Origin of the sequence: Catenovulum agarivorans YM01 (genome assembly GCF_000281085.1) — a bacterium.
Taxonomy (GTDB): Bacteria; Pseudomonadota; Gammaproteobacteria; order Enterobacterales; family Alteromonadaceae; genus Catenovulum; species Catenovulum agarivorans.
The window spans coordinates 111,760-130,820 of sequence record NZ_JH767525.1 but is presented as its reverse complement, the minus strand read 5'-3'; the positions used below and the strand labels follow the sequence as shown (position 1 = coordinate 130,820).

Genomic DNA, 19,061 nt, shown 5'->3' with positions numbered 1-19,061 from the left:
TACTTATGACATTAGATAATTTAGATACTTATTGTGGTTTTGTTGCCATAGTAGGTCGCCCCAACGTAGGTAAATCAACCTTAATTAACCGTATTGTTGGGCAAAAAGTTAGTATTACTTCTAAAAAACCACAAACGACTCGTCACCGTGTATTAGGTATTCACACTCAAGGTAAATATCAAACCGTATATATAGATACCCCAGGGTTACATTCAGACGAAAAACGTGCAATTAACCGTTTAATGAATCGTGCTGCGCACAGCTCATTAGGTGATGTTGCACTGGTACTCTTTATGGTTGAAGGTACACATTGGTTAGACGATGACGAAATGGTGTTAAAGCGCATCAAGCAGTCAGGCGCACCCTGTGTATTATTGATTAACAAAGTTGATAACGTTAAAGACAAAGCCAGTTTATTACCTCATTTACAGTTTTTAGCCGCTAAACATGACTTCAAAGATATTATTCCTGTATCCGCGACTAAAGGTGAGCATATAGACACAGTTGAAAAACTGGTCGAAAAGAGCTTGCAGCCGTGTGAACATTATTTCCCGGAAGATTATTTCACTGACAGATCATCACGTTTTATGATAAGCGAACTGATTCGTGAAAAAGTAATGCGCAATACAGGTGATGAATTACCTTACGATACTGCAGTAGAAATAGAGCGCTGGCAAACTCAAGCCAATGGTGTTCTAAAAGTACACGCGGCTATATTGGTTAGCCGTGATGCACAAAAGCGTATTGTCATAGGCAAAGGTGGTGAAAAAATTAAAACCATAGGTCGAGATGCGCGGTTAGACGCTGAGCGCATGTTAGGCTGCAAAGTTTATTTAGAACTGTTTGTTAAAGTAAAATCAGGTTGGGCTGACGACGAAAGAGCATTACGTAGCTTAGGTTATGGAGATGACTTCAGCTAACTTGCAGCGGGCAATGCTACTGCATTGTAAACCTTACCGTGAAAACTCCTTTATCGGTGATTTTCTTTGTGAACAGAGTGGCCGTGTCAGTGTTTTTTTTCGTAAAAGCAAAAAAGGCACGTCGCTCAGTTTATTTAACTTATATTTAGTCAGTTTAAAACAAGGGCAAAACGAACTGTTTTTCGTCAACAGTTACGAGCTGGACAAGAGTTTTGATAATTTACATGGCCACTTTTTATATAGTGGTATGTATGTTAATGAGCTGCTAAGTCACTTATTACCAAGAGTTGAGTTTGAACATAGTTTGTTTGAATTGTACCAACTGACAATAGCAAACTTAGTGGATATTCAACAACAAGCAGAAGCACAAGCAGCCATTTCATTAGCTGTGCTATTAAGAAACTTTGAACTGTCGCTAATTGACGAGTTGGGTTTAATGCCAGACTTTTTGCATAGTGCGGATGAACAAACTAAAATTGATGCCAACAAATCTTATTATTTTGTCGCCGATACTGGCTGGGTGTCTAAACCTGTATTACAAACGCCGATTGTTTGCAGTGGTCAACTGATTCATAAAATCGCCCAGCGTGACTTTTCCAATAAAGACGATTTAGCTCAAACTAAACAGTTAATGCGTTATTGGCTTGATCAACTATTAGGGCATAAAAAATTAAAGAGCCGGGCGCTGTTTATTCAGCCAAAAAAATAGCTTGCTCGCTCATATTGAAAACGGATAAAGAGAACAAAATGAAAGAAGTTTTATTAGGTGTAAATATCGATCATATCGCTACAATTCGCCAAGCACGTGGTACTGATTTTCCTGATCCTGTACACGCTGCAGCAGTAGCTGAACACGCTGGTGCACATGGCATTACTGTACATTTGCGTGAAGATCGCCGCCACATTCAAGACAGAGACGTTGAAATACTCGCGCGCACTGTGCAAACACGTTTAAACCTTGAAATGGCGGTTACTGAAGAGATGATAGGTATTGCCCAACAAATTAATCCTGCATTTTGTTGTTTGGTGCCAGAAAAGCGCGAAGAGTTAACCACAGAAGGTGGTTTAGACGTTGCTGGCCAAGAAAAGAAAATCGCCTCAGCGGTTGAGCGAATAGCTGCTAATGGCACACAAGTCTCCTTGTTTATTGATGCGGATAAAATGCAGATAGAAGCAGCTAAACGCACTGGTGCGCCTTATATTGAAATTCACACTGGTGGTTATGCGGATGCTGAAACCGAAGCTGAACGTGATGCAGAACTTGCGCGAATTAAAGAAGCGGCTGCTTTTGCTGATTCTATCGGCTTAAAAGTAAATGCAGGCCATGGTTTAAATTATCATAACGTTAAACCTATTGCGGAAATTCCACAAATGATTGAGTTGAACATAGGTCATGCAATTATTGCCCGTGCTGCGATTGATGGTTTAGAAAAAGCCATTCGCGACATGCGTCAACTTATGGTTGAAGCAAGACTCTAGGTAGTATTGTGATAGTTGGTTTAGGCACAGACATAGTTGAAATTAGCCGTTTTGATACGGCTAATGTTAATGCTATTGCAAGGCGTGTTTTAACCAAAGACGAATTTGTACTTTTCACCACCCACAAACAAGCCTATAGATTTTTAGCCAAACGTTGGGCTGCTAAAGAAGCAGCGGCTAAAGCCTTAGGTACTGGCATCGCCCAAGGTGTCAGTTTTCAAGATTTCCTGATCACCAATAATGAATTAGGTGCACCACTACTTAGTTTAACTGGCAAAGCGCTGGAAATTGCTGGTCAAGTTAGCTGCCATCTTTCTATCTCTGATGAAAAAAACTACGCCGTAGCGACTGTAGTGTTAGAGAAATAGCAATTCAGCTTTATCACAAAATAAATTTACTCACGCATTTACAAAAAAAATGTTAATTAATGTTTAATTATTTTTCTTTAAATCAACTTGTCTGATGTCAGTTGTTTTAGTTGCTTTTAGGTTTCTTTATAACCAAAAGTTTGCTTAATATGGGTCTTTGTATTAAAAAAATGTAAATTTAAATTTGCCACCGGTGGCAGTTGTCGTATATGCTTAAATCTAAGCTAGGCTTTAGCTGAACATGTAATCGAGCACAAGGTAGATGTATTGCATCTATTAACAATAAATAAACCTAAAGGTAAACCGTTATGCAATTCAAAAAGAAAAAGTTATTAAGCTATATATGTATTGCTCTAGGGCTGGGTGCAGCCCCAAGTTATTCAATCGCGGCTGATGCTGAAGAAGTTGAAACGATAGAAGTAAAAGGTTTTCGCTCTTCATTAAATAAATCGTTAGCGACTAAACGAGTATCTGTAAATGCACTGGAGTCAATTGCAGCTGAAGATATTGGTAAGTTTCCAGATTTAAATATTGCTGAGTCTCTTCAACGTGTGCCAGGTGTTGCAATTTCACGTGAAGGTGGTGAAGGGCGTCAAATTACCTTACGTGGTTTAGGCCCAGGTTTTACTCGCACAACTCTAAATGGTATGGAAGTTCCAGCTAGTACAGATGGTACAGACTCAGGTGGTGGTGTAAACGGCGGCCGTTCTTTCGACTTTAACGTATTTGCTTCTGAATTGTTTAACCGAGTAGATATTCAAAAAACTGCTAACGCAGTGACGGAAGAGGGCGGTATTGCAGGTACCGTAGATATGTACTCAGCTAAACCTTTTGATTCACGTGGATTCCATGTTGCAGCTTCTGCACAAGGTGGTTACAACACGGTAACTCAAGAAGTTGATCCGCGCCTTTCATTTATGATCAGTAATACATTTGCTGACGATAAATTTGGTGTGTTGTTTTCTGTTGCTAAATCTGAAAGAACCGTTCGTCAAGAAGGTTTTGGTACAGTTCGTTGGACGACCCCAGCAAAAGATGGCTCAGGTGGTTACCCTGCTGATTCTAATCCCTCTATTTCCGGTGACTATGCATTTGATGAATGTGAAATTAACGACGCCCAAGTAGATCTATATAACTGTTTATGGACACCAAGATTACCTCGCCCAGACTTTTTCGGTAATGAACAAGACCGTTTGGGTATGACTACCTCAATCCAGTTTGCTCCAACGGATGATTTGGTGCTAACCTTTGATGCATTACACTCTACATTAGATAACAAGCGTACTATGTACAATATGTTTGAAATGTTTAGAAGTACTTTTGATGAAATCGAGCCTGAGTCAATTACAATTGCCTCTAACGGTCGTCAAGTGGAAGCGGGTGTATTTAATAATGTGCAAAACCGTATTGAAAGCCGTCAACAAATTTCTGAAACTAAATTTAAACAGTATGTATTGTCAGGCAAATATCACTTAAGTGACTACATCTCACTCAATGCTATGGTGGGTACCGCTGAGTCAGATGCGCGTTCAGAACAGTACCGTTACAATATGACAGGTCAAAAACATAAATTTGGTTTTGATTTTAGTGATAGTGCAAATACAGCTTCTTTGAATTATTTCGACTACGATTATAACGATCCTGCCAATTATAATTTATCTGATGGTCGTTTAAGAGCAACTGATGTATTACGTAAAAATGATACAGCTAAGTTAGATTTAACTTATGACTTGGATGCTTTTATCTTAAAAGCTGGTTTTGCATATAATGATAGGACTGTTACTTACGCAGAAGAGCAAATCAATGGCTTCCCTGACCAAGATTCAGCAGTTGGCTATACAGAGATGATGCCATACGATGACTTTGGTAAAGGTTTTGAAGGTGAAGATTTACCTATTTTCATCGTTGCAGACTTTGCGAAAATTCAAGATGACTTATTGGACGTAACTTGGACACCTCGTGGTGCACAAAGCTGGAAAGTTAATGAAGAAACCTCAGCAATTTATGCACAAGCGGATTCTGAATTTGAATTAGGTAGCACTATACTACGAGCCAATGCAGGTGTTCGTTATGTTAAAACTGAAACAACATCGAATGGTTTTATTCAAACAGACCCTGTCGCTATTTCTAACAGCTATAACAACGTATTGCCGTCATTAAACTTAGCTTTAGATGCGACTGAAGATTTGGTAGTGCGTCTAGCTGTGTCTAAAACAATGACACGTCCAAGTTTAGGTTCATTAAACCCGGGTAATCCTTCATTCTCTTATGTAAATGCAACAGTAAGTAGTGGTAACCCAGACTTAACGCCTTTTGTTTCAACTAACTTCGATCTTGGTTTTGAGTGGTATTTCGATTCAGAAGCACTATTTGCTGTTACTTACTTCACCAAAAAACTGGACGACTATATCGAAGGGGCTAAAGAAACCAAACTGGTTGATCCGGCCTATTTACCGTTTATTGATGCTGATCCGCAATACGATCCATTGTTGGCACTAGATCCTCGCACAATCCCGTACGAACACAGTGTGCCGGGTAATGTGGGTGATAGAGATGTAAAAGGCTACGAGGTTTTATATCAACAACCATTTACTTTCTTGCCAGGTATATTAGAAAACTTTGGTGTGGTTGCTAACTTTACGCATGTAGAGGCGCCTGAAATTGATAGTTTGTCAGAAGATTCATATAACTTCACTTTCTATTATGAGCAAGATGAGTTTGGTGGTCGTATTTCTGTGAATAATCGTAGCGACTACATCACTGATTTCAGCGGTAGTAACGGTAATGCTGAACACGGTACAACAGGTCCAACTCACGTTGATTTAAGTGCTTTCTACAACGTAACTGAGAATATTACAGTTACCTTTGAAGCGATTAACTTAACCGATGAGTATGAGCGTCTATACACCACTGGTGACGGCGATTTGAATTTAATGCGTGAATACAACCATACTGGTAAACAGTTCTTTATTGGTGCACGTTTTAATATCTAATGGTTAAACCGTACAAAGACTAGGCCGACTTCAGTCGGCCTTTTTTTTAATCTCATTTTATTGTTAGTTGAGAAATCTATGAAAAAAGCTTTATTTTTTGCGGCACTCACGGCGGCTAGTTGTGTCAATTCGCCAGTATTTGCTGCTGCCTACCAAAACGAAATTAATCAAATTGTTAATAAAATTGAATTGCCCAAAATACCTGATGTAAGCCTAGATATTAAAAAATTTGGTGCAATTGCCAATGACGGTAAAAATGATTTAGACGCTATTCAAAATGCAATAGACACTTTGTCTCGACAAGGTGGTGGGAAAATTGTAATCCCTGCGGGCACTTGGTATTGCGAGGGAACTGTGCATCTGCGTAGTAAAATTAATTTGCATTTGTCTCAAGGCGCACAGTTATTATTTTCAACTAACACAGAGCACTATTTACCTGTGGTTAAAACTCGTTGGGAAGGTACTGAAATGTATGGTTACTCACCACTTGTTTACGCTGCAAACGTTGAGGATGTAGCTATTACAGGCACAGGTTTGATAGACGGTAATCTGCAGAGTGAGTTCCACCCTTGGTACGACAAACAACAGCCAGATATGCAGACTATTCGCAAAATGGGTATAGCGGGAATACCGGTTGAACAAAGGCAATTCGGTTTAGGTACATTTTTGCGACCTAGCTTAATTCAGTTTTTTGGCGCAAAACGAATATTGTTAGAAGGTTACACCAGCAAAAACTCGCCATTTTGGGTTAATCATATTGTTTATGCAGAGCACGTTACGATTCGCGATATTAAGGTGGATAGCCATTTTCCAAATAATGATGGTGTTGATTTAGACTCGGTAAAATATGCTGTTGTTGAAAATAGTCATTTCCGTACAGGGGATGACGCGGTTGTAATTAAATCTGGTCGTGATAAAGATGGACGCGATATTGCAAAACCGAGTCAGTATATTGTGGTGCGCAACAATGATATGGGCGGTGAAGATGGCATAGGTTTAGGAAGCGAAATGTCAGGTGGTATTAGCCATGTCTATTTTGTCGACAATGTTTTACGTAAAGGTAAAGCCGCTATTCGATTTAAAGGCTCACTAGATCGCGGTGGTTTGGTTGAACATATCCGCGTGGCAAACTTAAAAATCGAAGAGTTCGATGAAGTTTTTTGGTTTCAACTAAATTACCCTGGGGTTATTCAAGGTGGTCTTCCTTCAATATATCGAGATATTATTTTTGAAAATATCCAAGTAGAAAAAGCTAAGGTTGTATTGGAAGCACACGCTTATAAAGATGAACCTTTATCCAACGTAGTATTTAAAAATGTAACAGTTAATCAAGCTGAAACGCCTTTTGTACTAGATAATGTTACAGATTTAAAACTCCAGGCTTTGATTATTAATGGTCAAAGAATGGACGGTAATTTGAGCTCAATCAGCCAAGAATAACAGCGGAATATACCCAGTTATCGTCAGAAGATATTTGGTCTAGTCATAATGATTGACTAGACCATTTTTCAGCAGTTATCAGGCTTCGAAACAAACACCACCCGCACTATAGACCAAAATTACATCGGCAGTCATTCGAGTTGCCATAGTGACTTTGTCATAAAATGAAGCTTCTTCTTCATCATTTGTTGGCGGCTCAAACGGCATAAACAATACTGCGGTGTTACCGGTACGTTTTGCAATAATCACATCGTCATTATCACCTGAGAATACATGCACACTTGCATCTATACGGGCAATATTGAGCAAATCTTCGATACCTTTTTGGTATTTATCTGCTGGGCGACCAGTCGGCAAGGTGGCTAATATGCGTAACTGGCGTGTACGCCACTCTGGGTTGCGTTTTAGCAAGTGGCCCAATAACAGCATGAGCGCACCGTGTTTTTCACCCTTCCACAAAATATCAATACGGCCTTGTGGTGGCTCCCAAGACTGGCGCTCTTCGACACAATCACACAATAAAATACTGCGTTGTTTACGGGCGGCAATTCGGATAGATTCACAATATTCGCCCCAACGTTCTTTATTAGTGGTTGTGCCCATCATCACAGTATTTGGTTTAAATGCGCCTAAACCATGTGCCTGTAAAATAGTTTTTAAGCCCGAACTGATGCCATCGTCCGACACGACCACAGGGAATGCTTGCAAACCTTCTTCTCGAATAAATTTACGAATGCGGTTTTCAGCTTCTTGGCGGCGTTCAATTGTATGATTACCGGCAGCTGGGATAATTTGTGCGATAGAAACAATACCTTGACCTGAAGCCAACCATTGACCGTATTCGGCAAGGTGAGGGCGGCTGGTTGGTGAACCACTCAATACTAAAATAGACGGCCGCCAGTTTTTCGGGTGATAACTTTGTTGCTCTAACGCTAACAAAGCTTTACGCGCTGCTTCATAAGCTCGGCCACTTTTTAAATCACCCCAACGACTGAGTACTTCTTGTGAACTAATCAGCCAGTACAATACCACCATAATAATAATTGAAACGACTGCCCACAGTGGGTTCATTAAAAACATAACCACTACGCAGCTCACCGCTCCTAAAAGTGATACAGACCAGTGAGCAAATCTAAATCTAGGCCGGTAAGACGGATTACCCACCCAACCTTCATAAAAACAAGCAAGGTTTAGTGTGCCGTAGGTGATCATAAAAAACATACTGATAATGGGTGCAATCGCATTTAAATCACCTAATAAAATGCCTAGCTGAGCAACCGCAAAAGTTAAGATAGTCGCGCGTTTAGGTTCGTCAGTTTTACCTGAACCGACTGCAAAAAATCGAAATGACGGCACAATATTATCACGGGCAAACGCTTGTAATATGCGTGGAGCACCCATCATACTTGCCAGCGCTGAGGATAAAGTTGCGGCGAACACACCACCAACAATCAATGCACCAGAAACAGAAATTTCTTTGACTATCATAGCATTGCCAAGTAATTGATCTTGGCTGCGACTGCCAGCTAATAAAAAGCCCATTAATATGTAGATGATGGCGGTAAAAAATATCGCCCAAAGCGTGCCTTTAGGAATAGATTTACTGGGGTTTCTTAGATCGCCCGACATATTGGCGCCAGCCATAATGCCCGTTACTGCAGGGAAGAAGAGCGCAAACATGGTAAACAAGTTGTCATTATCACGGAAACTCGGCTCTATATTGGTCGTAAAATTGTCCAATGAAATGTCGCCTAGTGCACCAATAAAAAATGAGCCAATCGCCAATAACAGTAAAACGAAAATGCCGTATTGCACTTTAATTGTCCAACCAGCACCTATGTATACGCAAACAAAGGTAATCAGGTTGACTATGCTGGCTATTTGAAAAGTTGATAGGCCTGTATCTGGAAAGGTGTCTTTAAAGGCTTCAGTAAAACCAATAATATACATGGCAACCGAAACTGCTTGTGCCAAAAAGAACACTACGGCAATCACAGCGCCAAACTCAGCGCCTAAACTGCGGCTAATTAAAAAATAAGCGCCACCACCTTTCATTCGTACATTGGTGGCAATAGCGGACAAGGAGAACGCAGTTAATAGCGTAATCGATTTAGCGGCTAAAATAATAACAATTGCGTACCAAATGCCAGATTGACCAACCACTTCACCGAAACGCAAAAACATAATGACCCCAAGTATGGTTAATACGCAGGGGGTAAATACACCACCAAAAGTGCCAAACTTAGTTGGATCTTGAGCGGTCATTGAATTTTCCGGTAAAGCTTTTTTAATAATATCTATCACTATGAGTTACCACACATTTAACACTGGCAGATTAGACGGTTATTGGTTATTAAAGTCACTTCCACTGTGAAGTATAGTGTTTGATTCTATTTTTGGTGAGTTCCACAACCCGAGTTTAGGTTATGTATGTTTCAAGTAATTTAACCAGATAAAGCAAAGAGTTAGTAGCCATTAGTATTGAACATTTTGTTCTATACATATACCCAATGTGCAGGCTTTAAAAACAAAAAACCTCGCAAGAGCGAGGTTTTTGCATCGAGAAATCGATTAAAACTGTTTTATGCAGCTTATTTTTTAGAGCTAAGTGCACCAAAACGTTTCTTGAAGCGGTCAACACGACCACCAGTATCAACGATACGTTGTTTACCAGTGTAGAATGGGTGACATTCTGAACATACGTCCAAGTATAAGTCTTTACCTACAGTTGAACGAGTTTTGATAGTGTTACCACAAGAACAAGTTGCAGTAATTTCTTGGTAATCAGGATGGATACCAGCTTTCATTTGGATAACCTCATTTTGGCCCGTATAGCCACTGTGCCAAATTAACCAAGTTAACTTGCAAAGCACCATACGCGATTAATTAAAATAAAGGCATTTAGCCTTCGTCATATAATGGCGGTGGATTTTATACCAATAGACAGATAAAAACCAGTAAAATTTACATTCAAACTGACGCTACATTGCTGTATAAAGTGCAGCTAATTTAACAGTTTTTCGGAGCTTGGTTTTTTGTTTGTACAGGTCGCATTAGCTTTACCGTTACGTAGGTTATTTGATTATCGTTTGCCGGATGGGCAAAGCTGTCAAATTGGTGTGCGTGTGGAGGTGCCTTTTGGTCGGCAAAAACTAGTTGGCTTAGTGGTTAATACTAAGCTCGAATCAGACTATCCAGCCAACAAAATTAAACCTGTTATTCAAGTACTAGATTCTCGCCCTATATATAACCAACAGATGTTGAAAACACTTGCTTGGTTACAGCAGTATTATTTGTGCCCAATGGGTGAAGTGTACGTTAACTTATTGCCAAAAAAACTAAAAAACGGCGCGCCAACCGAATTACTCGAAGAGCCAATTTGGCAAGTGGTTGCAGGAGCAAAAGCGCCGGAAGGCCGAGCTTATAAACAACAGGCTTTATTTCATCTACTGAAGAAACTAGGGCCAACAGCACAAAGTTTATTAAAAGAAGATGGTTTTTCTAGTGCGCAAATTAAACAACTTGCCGACAAACAGCTGATTGAAGAAAACACTGATTTATTAACCAATAAACAAGTTGAAATTCAGCCTAGTGAACATGGCTTAACAGATGAACAGCAGCAGGTCATAACTAATATTCAAAGCAAAAATAATTTTGCTGTGCATTTACTGCAAGGGGTAACAGGTAGCGGTAAAACTGAAGTGTATATGCGCTTAATGGCCGATGTTTTAGCACAAAATAAACAAGTGCTGATTTTGGTGCCAGAAATTGGTTTAACCCCACAAACCTTGCAACGCTTTCAACAACGTTTTCATTGTCAAATGTCAGTACTGCATTCGGAGCTTAATGATAGTGAAAGGCACAATGCTTGGTTGAAAGCTTGGTTAGGCATAAGTCGAATTATTATCGGCACACGCTCCGCTGTTATGGTGCCAGCGGCTGAATTAGGTTTGATTGTATTAGATGAAGAGCACGACGCCTCGTATAAACAGCAAGATGGTTTGCGTTATAACGCGAGAGATGTTGCGATTAAACGCGCCGCTGATCAAAACTGTCCAATTGTTTTAGGCAGTGCGACCCCGTCGTTAGAATCATTAGCTAATGCACAGGCTGGAAAATTTAATTGGTTACACCTACATAAGCGTGCAACGGCGAAATTGCCACCTAAACCACAGTTAATCGATATCAAACATCAACCTTTGCAGTCTGGCCTTGCTTATACTGTGGTGCAGTTGATGGAAAAACATTTAGCTGCAGGTCAGCAGGTCTTGGTGTTTTTAAATCGCCGTGGTTATTCACCTGCGCTTATTTGTCATGAATGTGGTTGGGTCGCAGAATGTGAACGTTGTGATAAACACCTGACTTATCACAGGAACATTCAACAAGTGAACTGCCACCATTGTGGTTATTATGCTAAACCGCCTGCCCAATGCGCTGAATGTGGCTCTAGCCAAATTGTTGATTGGGGCATAGGGACTGAGCAGTTAGAAGAATGGCTACAGCAGCGTTTTTTGGATGCAAATCCAGTTCGGATTGACCGAGATAGTGTTAGACGCAAAGGTGAGCTAGAAGCTAAGTTAAATGCTATTCAAGCTGGTGAACACAAGTTATTAATTGGCACCCAGATGTTGGCGAAGGGGCATCATTTTCCTCAGTTAACTTTAACTGTTATTGTCAATTTAGATAATGCTTTGTATAGCACTGATTTTAGAGCGGCTGAAAAAATGGCGCAGTTGTTAGTGCAGGTGGCAGGGCGTGCCGGTCGTGCTGAAAAAACGGGTCAAGTGGTGGTGCAAACTCATTTCCCAAATCACAACTATCTGAATACCTTAATCGAAAAGGGTTATACCGAACTTGCGCAACTACTATTAAAAGAGCGAGCAGATAGCCAGCTTCCACCTTATCAATATTGGTGTATTTTACGAATGGAGGCACAAAATCAGCAGTTAGTAGAACAAGTTTCACAGCAAATCGATAGCTTGTTTTCTGAGCAAATTTGTCGCCATTATCAAGGCGTGGAGGTATTTGCCAATATGCCAGCGCCGCAAGAAAAACGTGCGGGTAAATATCGACAAATCATTATTTTTAGTGCGAAGCAGCGCAGTATGTTAAATGCGGCAATGAATCAATTAACTGCGTCGCTTGAACAGAATGATTTTGCCCAAAAAGTACGTTGGTTATTTGATGTTGACCCGCTTGATTTGAATGGCTAATCCTTTCGAATTTTGTCGCTGCAACTTCTGTGCAATATAGGGAAATCGCCAGTTCATAACTATCGCGCAAGTACAGTGAATGCTTCAATGTGCGCTTTGTTTGTCGTGGCAGGGAAGGTCATGTTGGCAGCGATATTTTTCGCAAAATCGCTGCGAGGCCATCCATGACGCGCTCTCAAACGGTATCCCTACCGATTGGAAGTTTTGCGAAAAACACCCGCTACCAGCATTCCTTACTTCAGTAGTGCTGTTCCTTCTTCGCAATAAAAATGCTTGATAAAAGTCTAGCTGAATGCTGATTTTCTAAAACTTCAAACGTCTTGGACGACGTTTGGGAGCTTCCAAGGATGGATTTACAGCGATTTTAGAAAATTATGCTTCAGCTGGGCTTGGTTACTCTGCAACAATAGCGCTTTTCGAACATTATGTTTCATTCGAGCTTGTTTACTCCTAGTGCAAATCGCAGCTAATTTAACCAACCAAATAATTTTTTCAATTAGTTGCACTTATAACGGTTTTAACTCAATTAAATGGCCTTTATACTCGTATGCAAAATTTATCAGCAATAACCAATTAAGCATTATGGCACGCGACTACGTAAAAAAAGGTAAACCAGCAAGTAGAGCAAAACGTGGAGCACAAGCAGCGCCACCACCGCCGCCTCCTTCTAAAAAGCCTAAAGCACTAATATTCTTAGTCTTGGTTGTGGCTATTATTGGTGGATTTGCCTATTTTTTATGGTCAATCAAAGACCGAGCACCAAGTGAAGCTGTTAATCAACCTGCAGTAGAAAAACCTCAGAATAAACAGAAACCTTTACCCAAAGTTCCTGAAGAAAAATGGGAATATGTAAAAGAGCTGGAAAACAAAGAGGTAGAGGTAGATGTGCCGGAGCGCGAAGATGGCCCTAAACGCCCTTATAAAATGCAATGTGCTTCGTTTAGAAGTGAACAACAAGCTAATGCGATGAAAGCAAAGATAGCGTTTGCCGGTTTAGAATCAACAATTCAGCAAAGTGAAGGGCAAAGTGGTATTTGGTATAAAGTTGTCCTTGGCCCTTACGATTCTAAACGTGATGCCGAAGCTGACCGACATAGATTGCAAGATATCAAAATCAATAGTTGCCAAATTTGGTATTGGTCTTGATTTGGTAAAAATCCCCCCCATCTACTAAGCAAAGACATTAACTCACCAAACTAGCATTTAATATTTGACCTACAGCAACACAGCTGTGGGTCTATTGTTGTCTTAATTAGTTTGGATTTTTTGACTCACATTTGAGTTATCTCGCATAACGAGGAAAGAATATGACTACTATTGTATCTGTGCGCCGTGGTGGCAAAGTGGTAATAGGCGGTGATGGCCAAGTATCACTGGGTAACACAGTAATGAAAGGTAATGCGCGCAAAGTTCGCCGTTTATACCACAATAAAGTATTGGCTGGTTTTGCTGGTGGTACGGCGGATGCTTTTACCTTATTTGAGCGTTTTGAAAGCAAATTAGAAATTCACCAAGGGCATTTAACCCGTGCAGCCGTTGAGCTCGCAAAAGATTGGCGCACCGATCGAGCACTACGCCGTTTAGAAGCTTTATTGGCGGTTGCCGACGAAGAAGCTTCGTTAATTATCACAGGTAATGGTGATGTAATTCAGCCAGAGCATGACTTAATTGCCATAGGCTCAGGTGGCCCGTATGCGCAAGCTGCGGCAACTGCATTATTAGAAAATACTGATTTATCAGCTAAAGAAATTGTTGAAAAAAGTTTGAAATTGGCCGGGGACATTTGTGTGTACACCAACCATAGCCAAACCATTGAAGAATTAGACGCAAACAAGTAGGAGCGTGATATGTCACAAATGACCCCTAGAGAAATTGTTCACGAATTAAATCGCCATATTATCGGCCAAAAAAATGCCAAAAAAGCGGTAGCGATAGCGCTAAGAAATCGCTGGCGTCGTATGCAATTGGATGAAGAATTGCGCCAAGAAGTAACACCAAAAAATATATTGATGATAGGCCCAACTGGTGTTGGTAAAACTGAAATAGCACGCCGCTTAGCTAAGCTTGCGAATGCCCCTTTTATTAAAGTAGAGGCGACTAAATTTACTGAAGTGGGTTATGTTGGCAAAGAAGTAGAAACCATCATTCGTGATTTGGTAGATATTTCGGTAAAAATGACTCGCGAGCAAGCAACCCAAAAAGTTAAACACAGAGCTGAAGAAGCGGCAGAAGAGCGCATTTTAGATGCATTATTGCCACGCGCAAAAACGCCATTTGGAGACGATTCTGAGCCAGCAACGGATAGCTCAACCCGTCAAGTTTTCCGCAAAAAACTCCGTGAAAAACAGCTAGACGACAAAGAAATCGAGATTGATATTGCAGCGCCGCAGGTCGGTGTAGAAATTATGGCACCTCCAGGTATGGAAGACATGACGAACCAGCTGCAAAGCATGTTTCAGAATTTATCTGGTTCAACCACTAAATCGCGCAAACTAAAAGTGAAAGAAGCTTTTAAATTATTGATTGAAGAAGAAGCTGCGCGCATGGTCAATCAAGAAGATTTAAAAGAAGAAGCGATCAACGCAGTTGAACAGAACGGCATTGTATTTATCGACGAAATCGACAAGATTTGTAAACGTGGTGAGAGCAGTGGCCCAGATGTATCACGTGAAGGTGTGCAACGTGATTTATTACCTTTGGTTGAAGGTTCAACAGTGACCACTAAACACGGCATGGTGAAAACTGATCACATCTTGTTTATCGCATCTGGTGCATTCCAAATGGCGAAACCGTCAGACTTAATCCCAGAATTGCAAGGTCGTTTGCCAATTCGAGTTGAGTTGTCGGCGTTAACCACTGAAGATTTTGTCTCTATTTTAACTGATACCAATGCGTCATTAACTGAGCAATACAGTGCATTATTAGCCACTGAAGGTGTAAAGGTTGATTTTACTGAAGATGGAATTAAACGTATTGCTGAGGCAGCATGGCAGGTAAATGAGCGTACTGAGAATATTGGCGCACGTCGTTTACATACTGTGATGGAAAAGCTGATGGAAGAAATTTCATTTGATGCCAGTGAAAAAGACGGGGAGCAACTGACAGTTGATGCGGCTTACGTCAACAAATACCTCAATGATGTAATTGAAGACGAAGACTTGTCGCGCTTTATCCTTTAATTTTATGGCCAGATAAACTCTGCTAACCAGTAGAGTTTATCTGCAAGTTTAAACTCACCTCAACTCTGTTTCTGCCATTGCCTTTTGCTTGATATAAAGCTTCATCCGCTCGTTTTAACAATTCAGCTGAAGATTCATCTTTTGTAAGTTGGGCTATGCCTGCACTAAAAGTCACACTGTACTCGTTTGCGACCAATATATTGCTTGTCATACTTTGTAGGCGTTTGCACAAACTTGTTGTGTCTAAACTACTTGTGTTAGGAAACAACAACAAAAATTCTTCACCGCCCCAGCGGTAGAGAAAATCAGTTGGACGAATACCCTCATCAAGTGTTTTGGCTATTTCAACAAGTACTCTATCCCCTTCATCGTGGCCATAGTTGTCATTGATGCGTTTGAAATAGTCTATGTCTAACAATACCACGCTGAGCTCTTTGTCTGAACTTATGCACCGGGTGACTAATTTATTGAGCTTCTTCATGCCTGCACGGCGGTTATACAATGAGGTGAGGGGATCTGTATGGGCGAGTTGTTTCAGCTCATCCATCATGCTATTTAACTGTACATTGGCGTCTTGTAGTTTTTCTGTGCGGCTACGAACTTTGTCATCCAACACTTTATTTAATTGCAATAACTGTTTCTCTGCGTGCATACGTCTTTGTATGTTCAAGGCTAGTAGCGCGATCGCCGCTAATAAAATGGTTAATATGGCTAAGCTAGCGTGGACAATTTCGGTATGTTTTTGATAAAAGCTTTCGGTTCTACCATGAATTTTACTGGCTTTTGGCAGCCTATCTAAGTTGATGTTGAAGCGCTGAAGTTGTCTATAATTAAAAGTTGGCACAAAATCGGATTTATCGCGAATGGGGATATCAGATACCTGCTTGCCTCGGATTATATCTTTAGCTATTTGCGCTAAACTCGCGCCATGTTGTAGCGGATTATTCATCAGTCCACCCATGACACCTTGGTTAATTAGAACCGCGCCCCACATCCCATAAATAGGGACTTTACTCAAATTAGTTAGTGGGAGAAGGTGCTCGGAAAAAGAGATATATTGACCGTTGCGGTCTCTGTGCATGCCTAAGATCAGATAAGCTGTATTTGCAGAAGCAGTATTTACACTCTGATGTAATTCAGCTAAGGAAAAGTCATCCCAAATTTTAACCGATAGTCGAGTTGTTAGTTTTGCCAACTCTAATCTAGCTTGGTCAGTCATTCGAGCGCCTAGCTCGGTTTTATCTGATAATAAAATAACTTGTTCAACTTTGGGCTGAATTTGTTCAATCAGCTTAATATTACCAGATATTTCCATCCCCTCTAGTATGCCGGTGAAGTTGTCTCTATCTTGCAAAAGCTCAGGTTTAAATACGTTTACCCCGCCAAATACCACAGGCGTATTAGCGAACAACTCAGGGTGTTCAATTAGAAAATAAAAAGCAGCATCGTCTGCAGTAATGACTACGTCTGGTTTAAAACTACGGTATTTATGTAATAACAGTTGGGTTATAAGTTGCTCGTGTACCGCGTCCGCAACAAATCTACGTGCGTCCATATATTCAACGTGGAAATTTTCACTAGGTAAAAAATCGTTTAGAGTATTTTTTACCCCCTGCGTTAGCTGTGCGGTCCAATCGTACTGAGGGTGGTAAGAATTAATTAATAAAATACGTGCTTTGGTTTCTGTATCATTACAAACGGCTTCCTTGCTGCATACGACAGAAAATACAAAGCAAATCAACAAGACTGCTTTCATGGAACTAACCGTTTACTATTAATTGCTGTTTTTTAGTATAGCTGAAATTTTTACGTGCGGCGTTACAGAACGCCACACGTGTGTTATTTCGCTTATTTGAGTTTAAAGACTACTTTGACACTAGCGTCAACTAAGCTGGAGTCGATATAACCCACCATATTCGGATTGGACGAAATTAATGCTTTAACGGCATTGGCGTCTCCAGCATCTTTTGGTGGTGTACCTTTACCGGTAAATACCAACTTAGACCAATAAGCCTTATATTGAGAAGCATTTTTCTTACAAATTTTCTCGTTAAAGGTTTCTCTGGCAGTCATTCCTTCATCCTGGTTGAGCGGAAAAGCTGTTGAGCCGTCTGGAAATTTTTTCGATTTGCCAAGAAAGAGCCTTGAAACTTCATCCGCTGACATTGAATCAAAAGCGACAGATGGATGTACAACCACTACGACTTCAGCAAAAGCTGCGATAGGAGCAAGGATCAAGCCGATCGCAGCAATTATTGCTTTAAATTTAGACATGCTTAATCTCCTTAAAATACCGTTTGCAGAGCAAAGGCATAAACTTTTTGGCGTTTTTGCCCATCGCGATCAACATCACTGTATTGAAACTTGAGCGCTGTACCAGCTGTGATGTCCCAGCGTGTTCCAAGGCTAATTACATCCCGTTTATTTGCTTCGCCTGCCGCTTGTGCATTTAGCTCTGCTATCAGCTCTGCTGTTTGTGGTGTTACTGGAATACCTTGAGATAAATTAGATGCTTCATCATCTGCTTTAGAGGCGGTTAAGTGAATTAACCAGTCACCGGTTCGTACACCTAACATGACAAATTGGCGAATGTTGTCGGCGTATAAGGTTTCGTCTTCAAATCTTAATTCAACATGTTCAGCAGCAGCTACAAAGGTGCCTGTGTCTATATTTAGGCCTAGCTCAATAAACTTTGCATCATCTTCGTCGATTCGGAATCTGTCAGCGTTTCTTGAAAATCCCGCACCTTGTAAAGTCTGCAATAGCTCAGGTACGTCAGGCAGAGCTTCAAGGTTAATTGACAATTTGGCCATATGGTAAGCAGCTCTAAAGGTCCACCAATCTTTGGCGAGCGTTCCGGCAAAACCGAGTTGGTTACGAGTTTTTGCTTCAATATCGACCCCGCGTTCATTTAACTCGTCGGTAAAGCTTCCAAAATACACTTGCATTGTTGTGTCAAAACTACCGAGTGTACCTGTGGTGTATAAGTCGATACCGTTCACATTGTTAAACGGCAGGTAATATACTTCGTTGGGTGGAGCAATCCATGGATAAGCGTAACCAACATCTAAATAATCCGAATACATGTAAAAGGGTGTTCGTAAACGACCAATCCTAACTGTGCTTTCGTCGGTAGCTTGCCAACTAACGTAAGCCCATTCAGCTTCAACTTTAAAGCCGTCTGTGTTGCGAGCGGTTAATTGCACGGTTGCAGTCAGCTCATTTGCAATATCAGAAGAAAATTGGATACCAAGCAAGCTATTGTCGAAAGTGATGTCTTCTTCTGCATAACCAGCGTAACTTCGGGCTGATTCGTCGTCCACAAAGCCACCGCCTATCGACATAAAACCTGAAAAGTTAAAATCGCCAGCATGTGCTAAAGAATGGCCGCAGGAGAGCAGGGCTAGTGCACAAACTGACTGTTTAAGTCTATTTCGAATCATAAAAATGCTCCTAAGGTTACTGCTAT

Annotated in this window: 15 protein-coding genes; 10 read left to right on the top strand and 5 right to left on the bottom strand. The window is 40.7% G+C overall.

What is annotated here, in order from left to right; all coding sequences use genetic code 11:
* Positions 1-5: 5 nt before the first annotated feature.
* The 6 genes from era (at position 6) to WSC_RS0107950 (ending at position 7,200) form a co-directional block, all read left to right on the top strand.
* Positions 6-920: a GTPase Era gene (gene era, locus WSC_RS0107975; protein WP_016955396.1), complete on the top strand. Its 915-nt coding sequence runs from the start codon at positions 6-8 to the stop codon at positions 918-920.
* Entirely contained in the window at positions 907-1,629 is a 723-nt protein-coding gene (gene recO / locus WSC_RS0107970; RefSeq protein ID WP_016955395.1) for a DNA repair protein RecO, read from the top strand. Before era ends, recO begins: the two co-directional genes overlap by 14 nt.
* Before the next feature lie 38 nt (positions 1,630-1,667).
* On the top strand, positions 1,668-2,399 hold the full coding sequence (gene pdxJ, locus WSC_RS0107965; RefSeq protein ID WP_016955394.1) for a pyridoxine 5'-phosphate synthase: 732 nt from the start codon (positions 1,668-1,670) through the stop codon (positions 2,397-2,399).
* 8 nt (positions 2,400-2,407) lie between these two features.
* Positions 2,408-2,767: a holo-ACP synthase gene (gene acpS, locus WSC_RS0107960; RefSeq protein WP_016955393.1), complete on the top strand. Its 360-nt coding sequence runs from the start codon at positions 2,408-2,410 to the stop codon at positions 2,765-2,767.
* Positions 2,768-3,075: 308 nt separating this feature from the next.
* Positions 3,076-5,760, top strand: a complete 2,685-nt coding sequence (locus WSC_RS0107955) for a TonB-dependent receptor (RefSeq protein WP_016955392.1) — start codon at positions 3,076-3,078, stop codon at positions 5,758-5,760.
* A 78-nt stretch (positions 5,761-5,838) separates the two neighbouring features.
* Positions 5,839-7,200 carry a glycoside hydrolase family 28 protein gene (locus WSC_RS0107950; RefSeq protein WP_016955391.1) on the top strand — a complete coding sequence of 454 codons (1,362 nt, stop codon included), beginning with the start codon at positions 5,839-5,841 and terminating at the stop codon, positions 7,198-7,200.
* A gap of 78 nt (positions 7,201-7,278) precedes the next feature.
* Here the strand turns inward: WSC_RS0107950 and WSC_RS0107945 are convergent, their stop codons facing one another.
* Both WSC_RS0107945 and rpmE read right to left on the bottom strand, forming a co-directional pair.
* Positions 7,279-9,504 carry an amino acid permease gene (locus WSC_RS0107945; protein ID WP_016955390.1) on the bottom strand — a complete coding sequence of 742 codons (2,226 nt, stop codon included), beginning with the start codon at positions 9,502-9,504 and terminating at the stop codon, positions 7,279-7,281.
* Positions 9,505-9,791: 287 nt separating this feature from the next.
* The gene (rpmE, locus tag WSC_RS0107940; protein WP_026016731.1) at positions 9,792-10,007 is read right to left on the bottom strand and encodes a 50S ribosomal protein L31; all 216 of its coding nucleotides are present in this window, start codon (positions 10,005-10,007) and stop codon (positions 9,792-9,794) included.
* A gap of 228 nt (positions 10,008-10,235) precedes the next feature.
* Here rpmE and priA point away from each other — a divergent pair, with 228 nt between their 5' ends.
* The 4 genes from priA (at position 10,236) to hslU (ending at position 15,592) form a co-directional block, all read left to right on the top strand.
* The gene (gene priA / locus WSC_RS0107935; protein ID WP_016955388.1) at positions 10,236-12,413 is read left to right on the top strand and encodes a primosomal protein N'; all 2,178 of its coding nucleotides are present in this window, start codon (positions 10,236-10,238) and stop codon (positions 12,411-12,413) included.
* A gap of 453 nt (positions 12,414-12,866) precedes the next feature.
* The gene (locus WSC_RS0107930; RefSeq protein WP_016955387.1) at positions 12,867-13,559 is read left to right on the top strand and encodes an SPOR domain-containing protein; all 693 of its coding nucleotides are present in this window, start codon (positions 12,867-12,869) and stop codon (positions 13,557-13,559) included.
* A gap of 161 nt (positions 13,560-13,720) precedes the next feature.
* Complete coding sequence (gene hslV, locus WSC_RS0107925) at positions 13,721-14,251, top strand: ATP-dependent protease subunit HslV (protein ID WP_016955386.1); 531 nt, start codon at positions 13,721-13,723, stop codon at positions 14,249-14,251.
* A 9-nt stretch (positions 14,252-14,260) separates the two neighbouring features.
* Complete coding sequence (hslU, locus tag WSC_RS0107920; RefSeq protein WP_016955385.1) at positions 14,261-15,592, top strand: HslU--HslV peptidase ATPase subunit; 1,332 nt, start codon at positions 14,261-14,263, stop codon at positions 15,590-15,592.
* 22 nt (positions 15,593-15,614) lie between these two features.
* Here the strand turns inward: hslU and WSC_RS0107915 are convergent, their stop codons facing one another.
* From WSC_RS0107915 to WSC_RS0107905, 3 genes are all read right to left on the bottom strand, one after another.
* Positions 15,615-17,348, bottom strand: coding sequence for an ABC transporter substrate binding protein (locus WSC_RS0107915; RefSeq protein WP_016955384.1), 1,734 nt, complete (start codon positions 17,346-17,348; stop codon positions 15,615-15,617).
* A gap of 92 nt (positions 17,349-17,440) precedes the next feature.
* The gene (locus WSC_RS0107910; RefSeq protein WP_016955383.1) at positions 17,441-17,866 is read right to left on the bottom strand and encodes a type 2 periplasmic-binding domain-containing protein; all 426 of its coding nucleotides are present in this window, start codon (positions 17,864-17,866) and stop codon (positions 17,441-17,443) included.
* Between the two features lie 11 nt (positions 17,867-17,877).
* Positions 17,878-19,035: a hypothetical protein gene (locus tag WSC_RS0107905; RefSeq protein WP_016955382.1), complete on the bottom strand. Its 1,158-nt coding sequence runs from the start codon at positions 19,033-19,035 to the stop codon at positions 17,878-17,880.
* Between the last annotated feature and the right edge of the window lie 26 nt (positions 19,036-19,061).